This is a genomic window from Methylobacterium sp. (genome assembly GCF_019750675.1).
Classification (GTDB): Bacteria; Pseudomonadota; Alphaproteobacteria; order Rhizobiales; family Beijerinckiaceae; genus Methylobacterium.
Genome location: NZ_JAIEOF010000106.1, coordinates 1 through 18,942, shown reverse-complemented (window position 1 = coordinate 18,942; position 18,942 = coordinate 1). Strand labels below are relative to the sequence as shown.

The window sequence follows — 18,942 nt, the reverse complement described above, 5'->3', positions numbered from 1 at the left end:
GCGCTCCGGGTCTTCTCCAACGCCGAGGGCACCTACGGCGCCAACGTCAACCAGCTCGTCGAATCCGGCCGCTGGGAGGATGCCGACGAGATCTCCGAGACCTTCGCGCGGCGCAAGTCCTTTGCTTACGGCCGCACCGGCGTGGCGAGCCCCCAGCGTGCCCTGATGGGGGCGGTGCTCGCCACCGTGGATCTGGCCTACCAGAACCTCGATTCCGTCGAGGTCGGCGTGACCTCGGTGGACCATTACTTCGACGGCCTCGGCGGCATGGGCCGCGCCGTCGCCAAGGCCCGCGGCGAGGCCGTGCCGATCTTCATCAGCGACCAGACCCGCGGCGAGGGCGTGGTGCGCTCGCTGACCGAGCAGGTCTCCCTGGAGACCCGCACCCGGATGCTCAACCCGAAATGGACCGAGGGCATGCTCGGCCACGGCTACGAGGGGGTGCGCCAGATCGAGGCGCACCTGACCAACACGCTCGGCTGGTCGGCCACCACCAACGGCGTCGCGCCCTGGGTCTACCAGCGCATCACCGAGACCTACGTCCTCGACCCCGCCATGCGCGAGCGCATGGCGGCCCTCAACCCGACCGCTTCGGCCAAGGTGGCTCACCGGCTGATCGAGGCGCACCAGCGCGGCTTCTGGACCCCCGACGCGGAGACGCGCGATGCGCTCGACCGCGCCGAGGAGGAACTGGAAGACCGCGTCGAAGGCATCACCGCAGGGGTCGCCGCATGAACATCGCCATCCGCAATCCGGTCTCCGCGCGCCGGCCCGAAGGCAGCGTCCAGGTCGAACTCGACCCGAACCTGAAGATCGGCACCGCCAAGGTGTTCGCCGTCTACGGCAAGGGCGGCATCGGCAAGTCGACGACCTCGTCGAACCTGTCGGTGGCCTTCTCCAAGCTCGGCAAGCGCGTGCTGCAGATCGGCTGCGACCCGAAGCACGATTCGACCTTCACGCTGACGAAGCGCCTCGCCCCGACCGTGATCGATGCCCTGGAGGCCGTGCAGTTCCACTCCGAGGAACTGCGCGTGGAGGACTTCGTGGCCGAGGGCTACAACGGCGTCATGTGCGTCGAGGCCGGCGGCCCCCCCGCCGGCACCGGCTGCGGCGGCTACGTCGTCGGCCAGACGGTCAAGCTCCTGAAGGAGCACCATCTTCTCGAGGACACCGACGTGGTGATCTTCGACGTGCTCGGCGACGTGGTCTGCGGCGGCTTCGCCTCGCCGCTCCAGCACGCCGACCAGGCCCTGATCGTCACCGCCAACGACTTCGACTCGATCTTCGCCATGAACCGGATCGTGGCGGCGATCCACGCCAAGGCGAAGAATTACCCCGTGCGCCTCGGCGGGGTCATCGCCAACCGCTCGGCCAAGACCGACGAGATCGACCGCTTCAACGCGGCGACCGGCCTGGAGCGGATCGCCCACTTCCCCGACCTCGACGTGGTGCGGCGCTCGCGCTTGAAGAAAGCGACGCTGTTCGAGATGGAGGAGACGCCCGAACTCCTCGCCGTCACCACCGAGTACATGCGCCTCGCCGCCCATCTCTGGGCCGGGGGCAAGCCGCTGAACGCGATCCCCATGAAGGACCGCGACCTGTTCGAATTCCTCGGCTTCGATTGAGCGGGCGCCCCACCATGACCTCGCACAGCTACGCCGCCCGCCGCTCGCAGCTCACCACCTACTTCGACCGCACCGCCGTCGAGGCCTGGGCCCGGCTGACCTCGGACGCGCCGGTCTCCAAGATCCGCGCCACGGTGCGGGCCGGGCGCGACGCCATGCGGGCCACTCTCCTGTCCTGGCTGCCCGCAGACCTGACGGGCAAGCGCCTGCTCGATGCCGGCTGCGGCACCGGGGCACTCAGCCTGGAGGCGGCGCGGCGCGGCGCCGAGGTCGTCGCCATCGACGTCTCGCCGACGCTCATCGGCCTCGCCCGCGAGCGCACGACCCTGTCCGGCCCCGGGCACATCGACTTCCGGGTCGGCGACATGCTCGACCCGAGCCTCGGCCGCTTCGACCACGTGGTCGCGATGGATTCCCTGATCCACTACGCCACGCCGGACATCGTTCAGGCCCTGGCGACGCTCGCGGATCGCACCGACGCCGCGATCCTGTTCACCGTGGCCCCGCGCACGCCGCTCCTCACACTGATGCACATGGCCGGGCGCGTCTTCCCGCGCGGCGACCGGGCGCCCGCCATCGTTCCTGTGGGCGAAGCGGACCTGCGCCGCCGGGTGGCGGCCGAGCCGGCCCTGTCGGGCGTCCGCATCGGCCGCGCGCACCGGGTGAACAGCGGGTTCTACCTCTCGCAGGCCTTCGAACTCCGGCGGGCCTCATGACCCGCCTCGGCGCCTCCATGGCCCGCGCCCTCCAGCGCGTCGGCCCCGGCATGCTGCCCTTCGCCGATGCGGCGACGGCCGAGCTGCCCATGGGGCGCCTGCTGCGGCTCGCCCTGTTCCAGGTCACGGTCGGCATGGCGGCCGTGCTGCTCATCGGCACCCTGAACCGGGTGATGATCGTCGAACTGGCGGTGCCAGCCTGGATCGTGGCCGTGATGCTGTCCCTGCCGCTGATCTTCGCGCCGTTCCGGGCGCTCGTCGGCTTCCGCTCGGACACGCACCGCTCGGTGCTGGGCTGGCGCCGGGTGCCCTACATCTGGTTCGGCACGCTGCTGCAGTTCGGCGGGCTCGCGATCATGCCCTTCGCCCTGCTGATCCTGTCGGGCGACACCACCGGCCCGGCCTGGCCCGGCCACGTGGCGGCCGCTTTCGCCTTCGTGATGGTGGGTGCGGGCCTCCACACCACCCAGACCGTGGGCCTGGCGCTCGCCAACGACCTCGCCCCCGCCCATGCCCGGCCCCGCGTCGTCGCGCTCCTCTGCGCCATGCTGCTCGTCGGCATGGTGGTCAGCGCCGTCGTCTTCGGACTGCTGCTGGCCGACTTCTCGGCCCTGCGCCTCATCAAGGTGATCCAGGGCGCGGCCCTCGTCACCGTCGTGCTCAACGGCATCGCCCTGTGGAAGCAGGAGCCGCGTTCGCCCGGCCGCACGGCCCGCGACCTGCCCCGTCAGTCCTTCTCCGAATCCTGGGCGCTCTATGCCGGCAAGGGCCGGGCGCGCCGCCGCCTCGTCGCCACCGGGCTCGGCACCGCCGCCTTCTCCATGCAGGACATCCTGCTGGAGCCCTATGGCGGACAGATCCTGCACCTGCCGGTGGCCGCCACGACGGCGCTGACCGCGCTGCTGGCGGCGGGTGGCGGCCTCGGCCTCCTCGTGGCCGCGCGCTGGCTCGACCGGGGCGGCGATGCCTTCCGGGTCGCGGCCTCCGGGGCGGTCGTGGGCATCGCGGCCTTCTCGGCGGTGGTCTTCGCCGCGCCGCTGGATTCCGCCCGGCTGTTCGCGGTCGGCGTCGCCCTGATCGGCGTCGGCGGCGGCCTGTTCGCCCACGGCACGCTGACGGCCTCCATGGCCAAGGCCGGACCGGAGGATACGGGTCTCGCCCTCGGGGCCTGGGGCGCCGTCCAGGCGAGCGCGGCGGGCCTCGCCATCGCGGCGAGCGGCATCCTGCGGGATCTGGGCGCGCATCTGGCCGAATCCGGACATCTCGGCGAGGCGCTGAACCTGCCTTCCACCGGATACCTCATCGTCTACCACATCGAGATCGCGCTGCTGTTCGCGACGCTGCTGGCCATCGGCCCGCTCGTCCGCGCCGAGAGCCGCACGCATCTGCCTCGATCCCTGCCCCGCTCAGCCTGAAGGAGACCGGCCATGCCGAGAGGTGAAATCACGGGCTACGTCGACGTCGCACAGGTCGTCCTCTATGCGTTCTGGATCTTCTTCGCTGGACTGATCTTCTACCTGCGCCGCGAGGACCGCCGCGAGGGCTACCCGCTCGAATCCGAGGCCGCCCGCGGTCGGGCGATGCCGCCGGACCCGTTCCTGATCCCGTCGCCCAAGGAGTTCCTGCTCTCCAACGGCCACGTGAAGCACGCCCCCCAGCGCGGCGAGCGCACCCCCTGGAACTATCGCGGCCACAAGCACGAGGTCTGGCCGGGTGCCCCCCTCGAGCCCGACACGGACGGCCTGCACGACGCCATCGGCCCCGGCGCCTACGCCGACCGCGAGGACAGCCACGACGAGACCTGGGACCGCGAGAAGCGCATCGTGCCCCTGCGGGTCGCCGACCACTTCGTGGTCCACGAGCTCGGCCCGAACCCCATCGGCATGTCGGTCTTCGGCGCCGACCGGCAGGTGGCCGGCACGGTGAGCGACCTCTGGGTCGACCGGGGTGAATCCATGGTCCGCTACTACGAGGTCGAACTCGGGGCAGGCGGGCGCCGGGTGCTGATGCCCGCCACCTTCTGCCGGACCGGCCGCTTCTCCCAGCGGGTGACCTGCGAAGCCCTGCTGGCCCACCAGTTCGCCGACGTGCCCGCCACCAAGGACCCGGATTCGGTCACCCTCAACGAGGAGGAGCGGATCATGGCCTTCTACGGCGGCGGTACCCTCTACGCGACCCCGACCCGCCAGGAGGCCATCCTGTGAGCCGTCTCGCCAAACCCTCCCGCGCCAAGCCCTCCCGCGCCAAGCGTTTCGGTGCCAAGCGCTCCGGGCCCCACCTGCCCGCCAACGCCTTCGATGCCCCCCCCGGCCTGCCGGCGCCGCTGCCGGCCGGCGAGCACATTCTCTGGCAGGGCCGTCCCTGCGGCTTCGGCATCGCCTTCCGGGCGCTGCACCTGACCCTCGTGGGTCTCTGGTTCTCCGGTCTCGCCCTCTGGGCCGCGCTGCCGGCGGCGCTTGCCGGACAGGCCCTGGAGGCCGTCTGGCTCGCCCTGCCCACCCTGGCGATCGGCACCGGCGCGCTGCTGCTCCTGGGCCTCCTCGGCTGGCTCTCGGCCCGCACCACCACCTACACCATCACCAACCGCCGCGTGGTGATGCGGGTCGGCATCGCGCTGCCGATGACCCTGAACCTGCCCTTCGCGCTGGTGGAATCGGCCGGGTGCCGACTCTACCGCGACGGCAGCGCCGACCTGCCCCTGCGCCTCCGCCCGGGCAACCGCATCGCCTATCTCCATCTCTGGCCCCATGCCCGGCCCTGGCACGTCAACCGGCCCGAGCCGATGCTGCGCACGGTCGCCGAGGGCGACGAGGTGGCCAGGATCCTGGCCCGCGCGCTCGCGGCCCACCGGGCGGTACCGGAGGAGGTGGCCGGCCCCGTCGTGCTGCGGCCGCGCGTGGCAGCCGGCCCCCGCCTCGCCACGGCGAGCTGATCCGATGAACCCGCATCCCCTCGCACGCACCGCCGGCCGCACCTCGCGGGGCCTCGTCACCGGGGTCGGCCTCCTCGTCGGGTTCGTGGTCCTCGCCGTCACGGTCGGTCGCGTCGAGAGCGTCGGCCTGACCCGGATGGAGCCGGCCCGGCCGGTCCAGAGCCTCGCCCTGCGGGTGGACGACGCGGCGGACGGCTCGCTCGCGCTGCGGGATGCGGATCGGGGCGCCCTCGTCGCCACGGTCCGGCCGGGGGAGGACAATTTCATCCGCGCCACCCTGCGGGGCTTCGCGCAGGGGCGCCTGCGCGCCGGCCTCTCCCGCGAGGTGCCGTTCCGGTTGACGCGCTTCGACGACGGCTCCCTGCGCCTCGATGATTCGCTCACCGGCCGCAGCGTCGATTTCGGCGCCTTCGGCCCCTCGAACTACGCCGCCTTCGCCCGGTTGATGCCCGCCGAATCCATGCCCTCCGAACCCATGCCCGCCCAGGATGTGTGCCGGACCGCCTTGCCAGCGGACGGTATTCCGGGGTCTTGTGGCACAGCGCCCACGAACGCCGAACCGTCAAGGAATTCGGCGAAGGGCGCGATGGGAGCCGCACCATGATGGCCTGGCTGAACGGACGCCGTACCGTCGACGTCCCCTGTACCGTCGAGATCGAGCAGACTTCGGAAAGTCTGCACGCCCACGTGGTCCTCGACGCGAATTTCGAGATCGAGCCCGGCGACGCCGTGCAGGTGCACGACGCCCCGACCTCCGTGCCCTACGGCGAGCGCCTCGTCGTCCAGCGCACCGCCACCGTGACCCGTGCGGGGCGCCTGGAACGGCTCTGGACCAAGCTCGCGGGCCACCTCGAACTCACCGAACTCTACGAAGTCAGCTTTTCCGAGAGGAGGCGCCTGTGACCGCAGCGATCCAGCAGCCCATCCCGAAGCTTCCCATGAACGAGGCGACCAAGGCCGCGCAGGAGACCACGTTCCTCTCCCCCCGGTTCTACACCACGAATTTCGAGGAACTCGACCGCACCGACGTGGAGCCCGTCCGGGCCGAGTGGAACAAGCTCATCGCCGAGCTGCGCGCCGATCCCAACAAGCGTCACTTCACCCGTAACGAAGAATTCGACCTCGACATGTCCGGGCTCGACCCGGCCCTGCGCAAGGAGTTCATGGACTTCCTGGTCTCGTCGATCACCGCCGAGTTCTCGGGGTGCGTGCTCTACGCCGAGATGCGCAAGCGCGCCAAGAACCCCGACATCCGCGAGCTGTTCGGCTTCATGAGCCGCGACGAGGCGCGACACGCCGGCTTCATCAACGACGTGCTGAAGGATTTCGGCATCGGCGTGGACCTCGGCTTCCTGACGAAGTCGAAGAAGTACACCTTCTTCCGGCCGAAGTTCATCTTCTACGCGACCTACCTCTCGGAGAAGATCGGCTACGCCCGCTACATCACTATCTTCCGCGAGCTGGAGCGCAACCCGGATCGCCGCTTCCACCCGATCTTCAAGTGGTTCGAGAAGTGGTGCAACGACGAGTTCCGCCACGGCGAGGCCTTCGCGCTGCTCATGCGCGCCAACCCGAAGCTGACCTCGGGCGTCAACCGCTACTGGATCAAGTTCTTCCTGCTCGCGGTCTTCGCGACGATGTATGTCCGCGACCATTGCCGTCCGGCCTTCCACGAGGCTTTGGGCGTCGATCCGACCGACTACGATTTCCAGGTCTTCCGGATCACCTCGGAGATCTCGAAGCAGACTTTCCCCCTGACCCTCGATCTCGACAATCCGCGCTTCAAGCAGGCGCTGGACCGCCTGCTGGTCTGCTCGGAGAAGATCGCCGACGCCAAGGCACAGGGCGGTCTCCTCGGCAATATCCGCCACGGCTACTGGATCGCCGCCTCGGCGGTGAACTTCGCCCGGCTCTACGCCCTGCCGACCCTGGACAACCCGATGCCGGCGCAGATCCGCCTCGAGCCGGTCTGGTAGGATGGCGGCCTACGCGCTTCCCGCCCTCTACGCGGTTCTGGTCTGGTGGTTCTCCACCGGCCTGATCCTGCTCCTCGACCACAGGCCGCGCGCCACGCACGCTGTGAGCATGGCGGCGGGCACGGGCGTCCTCGCCCTGGCCCTCTGGGCCATCGGCGCCTCGGCCGGGGATGCGAGCGCGGGAAGCGCCTACGTCGCCTTCACGGCGGCCCTGGTGGTCTGGGGCTGGCAGGAGATGAGCTACTACATGGGCTTCGTCTCAGGCCCGCGCACCCGGGCCTGCCCGCCCGGTGCCGAGGGCTTCGCGCGCTTCCGGGCGGCGGCGGCCACCAGCCTCTGGCACGAGGCGGCCATCGTCGCGGGCGGCCTCGCGATCCTGGCCCTGACCTGGGGCCAGCCGAACCTCTTCGCTCTGTGGACCTACCTCGTCCTGTGGGGAATGAATCTCTCGGCACGTCTCAACCTGTTCCTCGGGGTGCGCAACCTCAACGCCGAGTTCCTGCCCGAGCATCTCGCCTATCTCGGCAGCTACCTGCGCGTGCGCGCCATGAACCCGCTGTTTCCGGTCTCGGTGACGGCGGCCGGCATCGCCACCGCCGCGCTGGTGCTGGCCGCACTCGCCGAGGGCATCACGGCCCACGAGGTCGCGGGCCTCAGCATCCTCGCCACCCTGATGGCGCTGGCAACCCTGGAGCACGGCTTCCTGATGCTGCCGCTGCCCTCGGCCGCGCTCTGGCAATGGAGCCTGCCGAAGATCTCCGATCGCGGCGCGGTGCCGTCGCCGATCGCGGCGCAAAGCGACGCCGAGGGCCGCTGAATGACCGCTCCGCCTCCGCGGATCGGCTCGAACCACGCCGCCGGCGCGGCAGACCACGCGAGCGGGCTCGAAAAGCCCGCCGTGCAACGAGGGAAGGGGACGGGCATGAACTACGAAGAGATCTTCGGCTCTGCTTTGGCCGGCCTGCATCGCGAGGGACGCTACCGCGTCTTCACAGACCTCGAACGGCAGGCAGGCCGCTTCCCGCACGCCACCCACCACACGCCGGCCGGCACGCGGCCCGTCACGGTCTGGTGCTCCAACGATTATCTCGGCATGGGCCAGCATCCGAGCGTGCTCGGCGCCATGCACGAGGCCCTGGACCGCTGCGGGGCCGGGGCCGGGGGCACCCGCAACATCTCGGGCACCAACCACTACCACGTGCTCCTCGAGCGCGAGCTCGCCGACCTCCACGCCAAGGAGGCAGCCCTCCTGTTCACCTCCGGCTACGTCTCGAACTGGGCGGCCCTCGGCACCCTCGGGTCGCAGATGCCGAACTGCGCGATCTTCTCGGACGCGGGCAACCACGCCTCGATGATCGAGGGCATCAAGGCTGCCCGCGCCGAGCGCCACATCTTCCGCCACAACGACCCCGAGGACCTCGACCGCAAGCTGCGCCTCGTCGATCCCGCCCGCCCGAAGATCGTTGCCTTCGAATCGGTCTACTCGATGGACGGCGACATCGCCCCGATCGCCGAGATCTGCGACGTCGCCGAGGCGCACGGCGCACTCACTTACCTCGACGAGGTCCATGCGGTCGGCCTCTACGGCGCGCGCGGCGGCGGCATCTCGGAGCGCGACGGCCTCGCCCATCGCCTCGACGTCATCGAGGGGACGCTGGGCAAGGCCTTCGGGGTCCATGGCGGCTACATCACCGGCTCGGCCAAGCTCTGCGACTTCGTGCGCAGCTTCGCCTCGGGCTTCATCTTCACCACCTCGCTGCCGCCCGCCGTGGCGGCGGGCGCGGCCGCCAGCATCCGCCACCTCAAGGCCAGCGGCGCCGAGCGCGCCCGGCACCAGGAGCGGGTGGCCTCGGTGCGGGCCCGGCTCGATACCGCCGGCATCCCCTACCTGTCCAACGAGAGCCACATCGTGCCGGTGATGGTCTACGACCCGGTGCTGTGCAAGGCGATCAGCGACACCCTGCTCGACGAGTTCGGCATCTACGTCCAGCCGATCAACTACCCCACCGTGCCCCGCGGGACCGAGCGCCTGCGCATCACGCCCTCGCCGCTGCACTCGGACGACGACATCGCCCACCTCGTCGACGCGCTCAGCACCATCTGGGGCCGGATGGGCGTGCAGCGCGCCGCCGCCGAGTAGCGCCGGCGGCCGGGCGGTTCCGTCCGTGCCGAACCGACTTGCCCGAGGAGGCCCCATGCCGATCAACGGATCGATCCGACCGATGGCCTCACCGCCCCCGGAGGCGCGCCCGGGCGCGCGCAAGCCGCGCCGTCCGGCGGGCAGGAGCATCGAGATCGCGGGGGCGGTGGCGCACGACGCGCAGGCCCCGCGCGCCGACGACGGCCCGCCGACCTTCCCGTTCTCCGCGATCGTCGGCCAGGACGAGATGCGCCGCGCGCTCCTCATCGCGGCCGTCGATCCGTCCGTCGGCGGCGTGCTGGTGTTCGGCGATCGCGGCACCGGAAAGTCCACCGCCATCCGGGGCCTCGCCGCGCTCCTGCCGCCGATGGCGGCGGTGGCGGGCTGTCCCTATGCCTGCGATCCGGCGGAGCCGCCGGGGCGCTGCCCGCACTGCGCCGGGGCATCCGGCGCGCGCACGGCCCATGCGATCCCGGTGCCGGTGGTGGACCTGCCGCTCGGCGCCACGGAGGACCGCGTGGTCGGCGCCCTCGACCTCGAACGCGCCCTGACCCGGGGCGAGAAGGCCTTCGAGCCGGGCCTGCTGGCGCGGGCCAATCGCGGCTTCCTCTACATCGACGAGGTCAACCTACTCGACGACCACCTCGTCGACCTGCTCCTCGACGTGGCGGCCTCCGGCGTCAACACCGTGGAGCGGGAGGGCCTGAGCGTGCGCCACCCGGCGCGCTTCGTGCTCGTGGGCAGCGGCAACCCGGAGGAGGGCGAGTTGCGGCCCCAACTCCTCGACCGCTTCGGCCTCGCCGTGGAAGTAACAACCCCCACCGACCTGCCGACCCGCATCGACGTGGTCCGCCGGCGCGACGCCTACGAGCGCGACCCGGCCGGGTTCTGCGCCGCCTACGCGGAGGCCGACCGCGCCATCCGCCGGACCCTCACGGCCGCCCGGGCGCGCCTGCCCGCCCTCAGCGTTCCCGACGCCACCCTGGAGGCCGCCGCCCGGCTCTGCCTGGCGCTGGGCACCGACGGCCTGCGCGGTGAACTCACCCTCATGCGCACGGCCCGGGCGCTCGCCGCCTACGAGGGCGCCGAGACGGTGGACCTCGACCACCTCGCCCGCATCGCCCCCTCGGCCCTGCGCCACCGCCTGCGCCGCAACCCCCTCGACGAATCCGGCTCCACCGCGCGGGTCGCCCGCGCGGTGGAGGACGTCCTGGCGCGATGAGCACGCCCTGGTCCCGAGCCCTGCGGGTCGCGGACCTCGTCGCCGCCGATCCCCGCGGCTACGGCGGCGTGGTGGTCCGGGCCGGCGCGGGGCCGGTGCGCGACCTCTGGCTCGACCACCTGCGTGGGCGGCTTCGCCCCGGCACGCCCCTGCGCCGCATGCCCGCCGGCATCCCGGACGACCGCCTCCTCGGCGGGATCGACCTCGCCGCGACCCTGGCGGCCGGCCGCCCCGTGACCGAGGCCGGGCTCCTGACGGAGGCCGATGGCGGTCTCCTCGTCGTGCCGATGGCCGAGCGCCTGACCCCAGGCACCGCCGCGCGCCTCGGCGGCGCCCTCGATACCGGCCGCGTCCCCGGCGGCGCGCCCGCGCGCTTCGGCCTGATTCTGCTCGACGAGGGCACGGGCGACGACGAGCGCACGCCCGACTCGCTTACCGACCGCCTCGCCTTCCATCTCGACCTCACCGGAATCGCCTGGGGGGAGACCCGCGCGGCGGTCGACGACCGCGATTCGTCCGAGGTCGACGCGGCCCGGCCGATGGACGCCGCCGTGGCGGACCTCTGCCGGGCGGCCGCCGGACTCGGCATCCTCTCCCTGCGCGCGCCCCTACTGGCCATGCGGGTGGCGCACCGTCTCGCGGCCGAGGCGGGCCGGGCGACGCTCGCGGGGGCGGATGTCCGCGAGGCGGCGCGCCTCGTCCTGGCGCCCCGGGCGAAGCGGATGCCGCCGGTCGAAGAAGAGACCCGCGCGGCGCCGCCGGAGACCGCCCCGGGCGAGGCGGCTCCCGATCCCGCCGAGGCCGGCGCCACCGCCGAGACGGATGGCACCGCCGAAGACGGCGGCACCGCCGAGGCCGGCGGCAGGATGGACGCGCAGGCCGAGAGCGTGGTCGAGGCCGCGCGGGCGGCGATTCCGGCGGGGCTCCTCGCCGGATTCGCCGCCGCAGGCGCGCGCACGCCGCCACCGCGCGCCGGCAAGGCCGGTGCCCTGCTGAAATCCGTCCGCTCCGGCCGCCCGGCCGGCACGCGCCCGGGCCATCCCCGCGCGGGGCGCCTCGCCCTCATCGACACCCTGCGGGCCGCCGCGCCCTGGCAGCGCTTGCGCCGGGCCGAGGGCGGGGTCGGCCCCGCCTTCCAGGTGCGGGCGAGCGACGTCCGCATCACCCGGTTTCGCCAGCGGGGAGAGACCACCACGATCTTCGCCGTGGACGCCTCCGGCTCGGCCGCCCTGGAGCGCCTCGCCGAGGCCAAGGGCGCCGTCGAGCTGCTCCTCGCGGAGGCCTACATCCGGCGCGACCGGGTCGCCCTGGTGGCCTTTCGGGGTACCGGCGCCGAGATCGTCCTGGCCCCGACGCGGGCCCTCGCCCGGGCCCGGCGCGACCTCGCGGCCCTGCCGGGGGGCGGGGGCACGCCCCTCGCGTCTGGCCTCGACGCCGCCGCTGATCTGGCCCGCACCGTCATCCGGGCGGGGGGGCGCCGCGACCCTCGTGGTGCTCACCGACGGACGCGCCAACGTGACCCGCGCGGGCACGCCGGGCCGCGCCCAGGCCGGTGCCGACGCCCTGGACGCGGCGGCCCTTCTGAGGGCGCACGCCATCCGCAGCATCCTCATCGACACCGCCGCGCGGCCCCAGGATTCCGCCCGCCGCCTCGCCGAGACGATGGGTGCGCGCTATCTCCCGCTTCCCTACGCCGACGCGACGGCCATGAGCCGCGCGATCCGCGCGGTGGGGTAGAGGACCGACCATGCCGGCGCCGAGCGACCGACCCCAGTGGGAGCGCGATGGCGCCGACTGGCCCAACCGCGCGGCGAGCCGCTTCGTCGAGGCCTCCGGCCTGCGCTGGCACGTGCAGGAGATGGGGCCGCCGGAGGCGCCGGTCCTGCTGCTCCTGCACGGCACCGGGGCGGCGACACATTCCTGGGCCGGCCTCGCCCCGCGCCTCGCCGAGCGCTTCCGGGTCGTGGCGCCGGACCTGCCAGGCCACGGCTTCACCGATCCGCTCCCCGCCGGCCGCCTGTCCCTGCCCGGTATGGCGGCGGCGATCCGCGACCTGCTCGCCCAGATCGGCGCCGCACCCGTCCTCATGGTCGGGCATTCGGCCGGCGCGGCGATCCTCGCGCGGACCTGCCTCGACGGCCTGAACCCCCGTCTGCTGGTCGCCCTGAACGGCGCCCTGACACCGTTCCCGGGCCTCGCCTCGGTGCTGTTCCCGGGGCTCGCCCGGGCGCTGTTCCTCAACCCGATCACCCCGCGCGTCTTCGCCTGGACCGCCGACCGGCCCGCCGTCGAGCGGCTGATCCGGGGCACCGGCTCGCGCCTCGATGCCCGCGCCCTCGACCTGTATCGCCGCCTGTTCCGCTGCCCCGGCCACGTGGCGGGGGCGCTTGGCATGATGGCGAACTGGGATCTGGCGAGCCTCGACCGGGCCATCGGGGGCTTGCGGGTTCCGGTGCTGCTCGTGGTGGGCGGAGACGACAAGGCAATCGCCCCCGAGACTGCCTTCACACTGGCCGACCGGTTGCCGAACGCCCGGGTGAGCCTGCTGCGCACCCTCGGGCACCTCGCGCACGAGGAGGCGCCCGAGCGGGTGGCCGCGCTCATCCTGGAGGCCGCCGAGACGGCCCTGGCCGAGCCGTCGACTGCTCTCTGAACCCGCCGCGATTCCGGACTTGCGCAAACAAGGTTTCACTGGATAGTGTCAGTTTATGTTGACATTCGCCGATGCGCCGAGCCAAGCGACCAGGATGCCGGACCGGCCGCACGCGGTGGTGATCGGCAGCGGTTTCGGCGGGCTCGCGGCGGCCGTGCGGCTCGGCGCGCGGGGCTACCGGGTGACGGTGCTGGAGCGCCTGGAGCAGCCCGGCGGCCGGGCCCGCGTGCACCGTCAGGACGGCTTTACCTTCGATGCCGGCCCCACCATCGTCACGGCCCCGTTCCTGTTCGAGGAATTGTGGGCGCTGTGCGGGCGGCGCATGGCCGACGACGTCACCCTGGCGCCGATGCTGCCGTTCTACCGCATCCGCTTCCCCGACGGAGCGACCTTCGACTACAGCGGCGACCCGGAGGCGATGCGGGCCGAGGTGGCCCGGTTCTCGCCGGAGGACGTGCCCGGCTACGAGCAGTTCATGGAGCGCAGCGCCGCGATCTGCCGGGTCGGATTCGAGGAACTCGGGCACGTCGCGTTCTCGTCGGTCTCCGACATGCTGCGGATCACGCCGGCCCTGCTGCGGCTCGGCGGCCACCGCTCGGTCTACGACCTCGTGGCCCGCTACATCCGGGACGAGCGCCTGCGCACGATCTTCAGCTTCCATCCGCTCCTGATCGGCGGCTCGCCGTTCCGGGCGAGCGCGATCTACTGCCTGATCGCGCATCTGGAGCGGCGCTGGGGCGTCCATTTCGCCATGGGCGGGACCGGGCGGCTGGTCGAGGGCCTCGTCGGCCTGATCGCCGGCCAGGGGGGCGCCGTGCGCTGCAGCGCCGAGGTCGCCCGCATCGAGGTGGCGGACGGGCGCGCGACGGGCGTGAGCCTCACGGACGGCACCCGGATTGCCGCCGACATCGTGGTCTCGAACGCCGATTCGGCCCACACCTACCTGACCCTGCTGGCGGGGCAGGGAGCGGCCTGGCGCCGGGCCAAGCTGAAGGCCGCGCACTCCTCCATGGGGCTGTTCGTCTGGTACTTCGGCACCGACCGCAAATTCCCCGACATCGCCCACCACACCATCCTGATGGGGCCGCGCTACCGCGAACTCATCGCCGACATCTTCGAGCGCAAGGTGCTGGCGCCGGATTTCAGCCTCTACCTGCACCGTCCCACCGCCACCGACCCGCTCCTGGCCCCGCCCGGCTGCGACGGCTTCTACGTCCTCGCCCCCGTCCCCAACCTCGCGGGCGGCCAGGACTGGCGGCACCTCGCCGAGCCCTACCGGCAGGCCATCGCGGATCACCTGGAGGCCACGGTGATGCCCGGCCTGTCGGCGTCGATCGTGACCTCGCGGGTCACCACGCCGGCGGATTTCGAGACCGATTTCCTGAGTTTTCGCGGCTCGGGCTTCGGCCTGGAACCGGTGCTGACCCAGTCGGCCTGGTTCCGGCCCCACAACGCCTCCTCGCTCGTCCGCGACCTCTACCTCGTCGGGGCCGGCACCCATCCGGGCGCGGGTCTGCCCGGCGTGCTCTCCTCGGCCAAGGTTCTCGATACGGTGGTGCCGGATGCCCGCGTCGATGCTTGACTCCAGCCGGCCGCCCCTCTGGGCGATCGCCCATGCCGACGCGGCCGACCACGCGGCTTGCCGCGACGCGATCCGGCACGGGTCGCGCAGCTTCTTCGCCGCCTCGGCCCTGCTGCCGGCCCGGGTCCGGCGCCCGGCCTACGGGCTCTACGCCTTCTGCCGCCTCTCCGATGATGCCATCGACGAGGTCGACGGGCGCGACCGGCCCGCCGCGCTGGCGCGCCTCGCGACGCGGCTCGCCCGGATCTACGAGGACGCGCCCTGCGACGCCCCCGCCGACCGGGCCATGGCCGACCTCGTGACCGCCCACCACCTGCCGCACGCCCTGCCGGCGGCCCTGATCGAGGGCCTGGCCTGGGACGCGCAGGGGCGGCGCTACGAGACCCTGTCGGACCTCACCGCCTACGCGGCGCGGGTGGCCGGCAGCGTCGGCGCCATGATGACGGTGTTGATGGGCGTGCGCGACCCCGCAATCCTGGCGCGGGCCTGCGACCTCGGCGTCGCCATGCAGTTCACCAACATCGCCCGCGACATCGGCGAGGATGCCCGGGCCGGGCGCCTCTACCTGCCCCTGGCCTGGATGCGGGAGGCCGGCATCGATCCGGCCGCGTTCCTGGCCGAGCCCGTCGCCGGCCCCGCCCTCCAGGGCCTGGTGGCGCGCCTCCTCGCGGTGGCGGAGGGCCTCTACGTACGCTCGGAAGCCGGGCTCTCCGGCCTGCCCCTGGATTGCCGGCCGGCGATCCGCGCGGCGCGCCTGATCTATGCCGAGATCGGCCGGGAGATCGAGCGTGGCGGCCTCGACCCCGTCGCGACCCGCGCCCGCGTCGCCGGCCGGCGCAAGGCAGCACTGCTGGGGCGCGCCCTGGTGCCGGTACCGGTGCGGCCCGGCCGCGCCGACCCGCCGCTTGCCGAGACGGCCTTCCTGGTGGAGGCCGTCCAGAACCGTCCCGTGCCCGCGTCCCGGCCCTGGTGGGACGTCGCCGGACAGGCGGTCCGGGTTCTCGAGCTGATCGAGGCCCTGCGCGAGCGCGAAGGCGCCGCCACGGCGAATCCGTGAGCGACGGGCTGTTCGCCGCCTTCGATATCGGCCTCGTCTTCGCCCTCGCCCTGGGGCTGGCCATCTGGCAGCTGATCGTCCTCAAGCGCGGCATCCGCCGCGACCGGGCCGAGGCTGCCGCACGGGCGGAGGCGTCTCAGCCGCCGGAGCGGCCATGAGCCCGCCTTCGCTTCGGCGGCGCGTTGGTCACAGCATCGCGCCCGCATTCATGATCCCGTCCGGATCGAGGGCGCGCTTCACCGTCTGGATCAGGCGCAGGCGCTCGGGATCGGAATAGCGCACCAGCAGGTCGCGCTTGAACCGGCCGATGCCGTACTCGGCGCTGAAGCTGCCCCCGAGTTCGATCGCGGCGGCGTAGAGTTCGTGGGCGAAGCCGGCCTCGACCGCGCGGGTGAAGTCGAGGCGGTCCCGGCCGGCCGGCACCACGAGGTTGTAGTGCAGGTTGCCGTCGCCGACATGGCCGTAGACGGAGAGGCGCACTCCCGGCATCCGCTCGGCCAGGAGCGCGGCACCCCGGTCGAGGAAATCCGTCAGGCGCGAGACCGGCAGGGCGATGTCGTGCTTCACCGAGCCGCCGGCATGCTTCTCCCCCTCGGGGATCGTCTCGCGCACCGCCCAGAAGGCCCGGCGCTGCGCCTCCGACTGGGCCAGCACCGCATCCTCCACCCACCCGCGCGCCATCAGCGTCTCCAGGCAGCCCATCAGCACGTCGTCGAGGGGGATGCGCTCGGAGGAGGCGGTGAGTTCGAGGAGCACGGCGCCGCCGGGGCCCGCCTTCAAGCCGGTCTCGGCGCCGCGCATCTCGGCCACGAGACCGAGGGAGGAGGCCGAGATCAGCTCGAAGGTCGAAGCGAGGTCCGAGGTCTCCCGGCGCACCAGGGCGGCCATCTCGGGGATCGGCGCGCCCCCTGCGAGTTCGAGCCAGGCCGTCGCCCGTTGCCCCTGCGCCGGCCAGAGCTTGAGCACCACGCCCGTGACGATGCCCAGCGTCCCTTCCGCGCCGATGAAGAGTTGCTTGAGGTCGTAGCCGACGTTGTTCTTGCGCAGGGTCCGCATGTCGGAAAACAGCGTTCCGTCCGGCAGCACCACTTCGAGGCCGAGCACGAGGTCGCGGGCCATGCCGTAGCGCAGCACCTGCAGGCCGCCCGCATTGGTGCCGAGGTTGCCGCCGAGGCGGCAGCTTCCCTCCGCCCCGAGGCTCAGGGGCAGGAACAGGCCCTCGGCTTCCGCCGCCCGCTGCGCATCCGCCAGGATGCACCCTGCGTCGCAGGCCAAGGTGAAGTTCAGGGGGTCGACGGCGCGGATCCCCGTCATCCGCTCGAGGCTGACGACGAGCTGGCGCCGACCGGGCTCCGGCGTCGCCCCGCCGACATACCCCGTGTTGCCACCCTGCGGCACGAGGCCGAAGCCCTGGCGGCGGGCGAGCCGCACGAGTTCCTGAACCTCTTCGACGCTGCGCGGGCGCAGCACAGCCGGGGTCTCGCCCTGCATCAGGTCGCGCTGGTCGCAGGTATAGCGCGCCGTCATCGCCGGATCGGCGAGGACCCCGCTCTCCCCGAGGAGGTCCCGGAACGGGGTGAGGGCGTGCGGGTCCGGCGCGGTGTCCGTCATGGTTCGGGGCTCTTAAGTCGAGGCTCTTCGCCTGCCGGCCGGAGCGGTCCGGCCGTCGGGGAGCGACCATGTCGCGCCCAACCGGCGAAAGAAAGTCCCGGCCTCGCGATCCCCGAACGCGTGTCAGGCCCGCCCGGCCAGCAATCCCGGCACGGCGCCCAGAAGATCGCGCGTGTAGGCGTGCTCGGGCGCGCGGAACAGCTCGGCGGTCGGCCGCATCTCGACGATGCTGCCGCGATGCATCACGGCGATGCGATCGCAGATCTTGGCGGCGACGCGCAGGTCGTGGGTGATGAACAGCATCGCGAGGTTCAGGCGCTGCTTCAGGTCTTCCAGAAGGTCGAGCACTTGCGCCTGGACCGAGACGTCGAGGGCCGAGACCGCCTCGTCGGCCACGAGCACGTCGGGCTCCATGGCCAGCGCCCGGGCGATGCCGATGCGCTGGCGCTGGCCGCCCGAGAAAGCGTTGGGGTAGCGCTCGGCGGCGCTCGGGGAGAGGCCCACGAGGTCGAGGAGTTCGCGGGCCCGGGCGCGGGCCTCGTGGCGCGGCGTACCGTGCGCGATCGGGCCGGCGGTGATGATCTGCTCGACGGTGCGGCGCGGATTCAGCGAGGCGAACGGATCCTGGAAGATCATCTGGATGCGCTTGCGCTCGTCGCGCAGGGCGCGTGGCCCGAGGGCAGTATAGTCGAGGCTGCCGAGGCGCACCGTCCCCCGGTCGGGCTCAATCAGCCGGATCGCCAGGCGGGCAGTGGTGGACTTGCCGGAGCCGGATTCGCCGACGAGGCCGAGGGTTTCGCCGCGCCGGACGTCGAAAGCTACCTCCTTGACCGCCGCGACCACGCGCGGCTTGCCGAACAGGCCGGCGCGGCTGGTGTAGGTCTTGGTCAGGCCGATGGCCGACAGGGCGAGGGGCGCGGCCTCGCGGGAGGCGCGCGCCGGCGGCACCAGGCTCGGCACCGCCGCGAGCAGGGCCTTGGTGTAGGGGTGCTGCGGGTCCTTCAGCACCGCCTCGGCGCTGCCCTGCTCCACCAGCCGGCCGCGCTGAAGCACGGCGACATGGTCGGCGATATCGGCCACCACGCCGAAATCGTGGGTGATGAACAGGACGCTCATGCCGCGCCGCCGCTGCAGGTCGCGGATGAGCTTGAGGATCTGCGCCTGGGTGGTGACGTCCAGCGCCGTGGTCGGCTCGTCGGCGACGAGGATCGAGGGTTCGAGGGCGAGCGCCATCGCGATCATCGCGCGCTGGCGCTGGCCGCCGGAGAGCTGGTGCGGGTAGGCCCGCACGATCTGGGCCGGGTCGGGCAGGCCGACCTCTGTGGCGAGCGCGATGGCGCGGGCCCTGCGCTCGGCGGGCGTGAGGAGGCCGTGCGCCTCGAACATCTCGGCGATCTGGTCGCCGATGCGCATGACCGGGTTGAGGGC

At 72.5% G+C, this 18,942-nt stretch carries 18 protein-coding genes and 1 pseudogene; 17 read left to right on the top strand and 2 right to left on the bottom strand.

Annotation, left to right across the window (positions count from 1 at the left end; translation table 11 throughout):
• The 17 genes and pseudogenes from K2X24_RS05630 to K2X24_RS05550 all read left to right on the top strand — a co-directional run.
• On the top strand, positions 1-735 hold a 735-nt coding region (locus K2X24_RS05630), incomplete at its 5' end, for a cobaltochelatase subunit CobN (protein WP_292495501.1).
• A complete protein-coding gene (bchL, locus tag K2X24_RS05625; RefSeq protein ID WP_292495499.1) occupies positions 732-1,625 on the top strand; it encodes a ferredoxin:protochlorophyllide reductase (ATP-dependent) iron-sulfur ATP-binding protein in 894 nt (297 codons plus the stop codon). The genes K2X24_RS05630 and bchL, both read left to right, overlap by 4 nt.
• Positions 1,626-1,639: 14 nt before the next feature.
• The gene (bchM, locus tag K2X24_RS05620; protein ID WP_292495497.1) at positions 1,640-2,341 is read left to right on the top strand and encodes a magnesium protoporphyrin IX methyltransferase; all 702 of its coding nucleotides are present in this window, start codon (positions 1,640-1,642) and stop codon (positions 2,339-2,341) included.
• Entirely contained in the window at positions 2,338-3,756 is a 1,419-nt protein-coding gene (locus K2X24_RS05615; protein WP_292495494.1) for an MFS transporter, read from the top strand. Before bchM ends, K2X24_RS05615 begins: the two co-directional genes overlap by 4 nt.
• Before the next feature lie 12 nt (positions 3,757-3,768).
• Positions 3,769-4,545 (top strand): photosynthetic reaction center subunit H, encoded by a 777-nt coding sequence (puhA, locus tag K2X24_RS05610; RefSeq protein WP_292495493.1) that lies wholly within the window; start codon positions 3,769-3,771, stop codon positions 4,543-4,545.
• Positions 4,542-5,273 (top strand): photosynthetic complex putative assembly protein PuhB, encoded by a 732-nt coding sequence (gene puhB, locus K2X24_RS05605; protein WP_292495490.1) that lies wholly within the window; start codon positions 4,542-4,544, stop codon positions 5,271-5,273. Before puhA ends, puhB begins: the two co-directional genes overlap by 4 nt.
• Positions 5,274-5,277: 4 nt before the next feature.
• Positions 5,278-5,877 carry a photosynthetic complex assembly protein PuhC gene (gene puhC / locus K2X24_RS05600; RefSeq protein ID WP_292495487.1) on the top strand — a complete coding sequence of 200 codons (600 nt, stop codon included), beginning with the start codon at positions 5,278-5,280 and terminating at the stop codon, positions 5,875-5,877.
• Positions 5,877-6,176: a hypothetical protein gene (locus K2X24_RS05595; protein ID WP_238277135.1), complete on the top strand. Its 300-nt coding sequence runs from the start codon at positions 5,877-5,879 to the stop codon at positions 6,174-6,176. Before puhC ends, K2X24_RS05595 begins: the two co-directional genes overlap by 1 nt.
• A 35-nt stretch (positions 6,177-6,211) precedes the next feature.
• Positions 6,212-7,249 (top strand): magnesium-protoporphyrin IX monomethyl ester (oxidative) cyclase, encoded by a 1,038-nt coding sequence (acsF, locus tag K2X24_RS05590; RefSeq protein WP_292495503.1) that lies wholly within the window; start codon positions 6,212-6,214, stop codon positions 7,247-7,249.
• 1 nt (position 7,250) lies between these two features.
• Entirely contained in the window at positions 7,251-8,066 is an 816-nt protein-coding gene (puhE, locus tag K2X24_RS05585; protein ID WP_292495485.1) for a putative photosynthetic complex assembly protein PuhE, read from the top strand.
• A 105-nt stretch (positions 8,067-8,171) separates the two neighbouring features.
• Positions 8,172-9,389 carry a 5-aminolevulinate synthase gene (hemA, locus tag K2X24_RS05580; RefSeq protein WP_292495482.1) on the top strand — a complete coding sequence of 406 codons (1,218 nt, stop codon included), beginning with the start codon at positions 8,172-8,174 and terminating at the stop codon, positions 9,387-9,389.
• Between the two features lie 55 nt (positions 9,390-9,444).
• Positions 9,445-10,611: a magnesium chelatase ATPase subunit I gene (bchI, locus tag K2X24_RS05575; protein WP_292495481.1), complete on the top strand. Its 1,167-nt coding sequence runs from the start codon at positions 9,445-9,447 to the stop codon at positions 10,609-10,611.
• Positions 10,608-12,348, top strand: a pseudogene (locus tag K2X24_RS05570) (magnesium chelatase subunit D). Before bchI ends, K2X24_RS05570 begins: the two are co-directional and overlap by 4 nt.
• A gap of 10 nt (positions 12,349-12,358) precedes the next feature.
• Positions 12,359-13,264: an alpha/beta fold hydrolase BchO gene (bchO, locus tag K2X24_RS05565; protein ID WP_292495478.1), complete on the top strand. Its 906-nt coding sequence runs from the start codon at positions 12,359-12,361 to the stop codon at positions 13,262-13,264.
• 55 nt (positions 13,265-13,319) lie between these two features.
• The gene (locus K2X24_RS05560; RefSeq protein ID WP_292495474.1) at positions 13,320-14,846 is read left to right on the top strand and encodes a phytoene desaturase; all 1,527 of its coding nucleotides are present in this window, start codon (positions 13,320-13,322) and stop codon (positions 14,844-14,846) included.
• A complete protein-coding gene (locus K2X24_RS05555; RefSeq protein ID WP_292495472.1) occupies positions 14,839-15,903 on the top strand; it encodes a phytoene/squalene synthase family protein in 1,065 nt (354 codons plus the stop codon). Before K2X24_RS05560 ends, K2X24_RS05555 begins: the two co-directional genes overlap by 8 nt.
• The gene (locus tag K2X24_RS05550; RefSeq protein ID WP_238277127.1) at positions 15,900-16,061 is read left to right on the top strand and encodes a hypothetical protein; all 162 of its coding nucleotides are present in this window, start codon (positions 15,900-15,902) and stop codon (positions 16,059-16,061) included. The genes K2X24_RS05555 and K2X24_RS05550 overlap by 4 nt, the downstream gene beginning before the upstream one ends.
• A 28-nt stretch (positions 16,062-16,089) precedes the next feature.
• On the opposite strand, the gene K2X24_RS05545 is transcribed toward K2X24_RS05550, so the two are convergent.
• Positions 16,090-17,514, bottom strand: a complete 1,425-nt coding sequence (locus K2X24_RS05545) for an FAD-binding oxidoreductase (protein ID WP_292495469.1) — start codon at positions 17,512-17,514, stop codon at positions 16,090-16,092.
• A 123-nt stretch (positions 17,515-17,637) separates the two neighbouring features.
• On the bottom strand, positions 17,638-18,942 hold a 1,305-nt coding region (locus K2X24_RS05540), incomplete at its 5' end, for an ABC transporter ATP-binding protein (protein ID WP_292495467.1).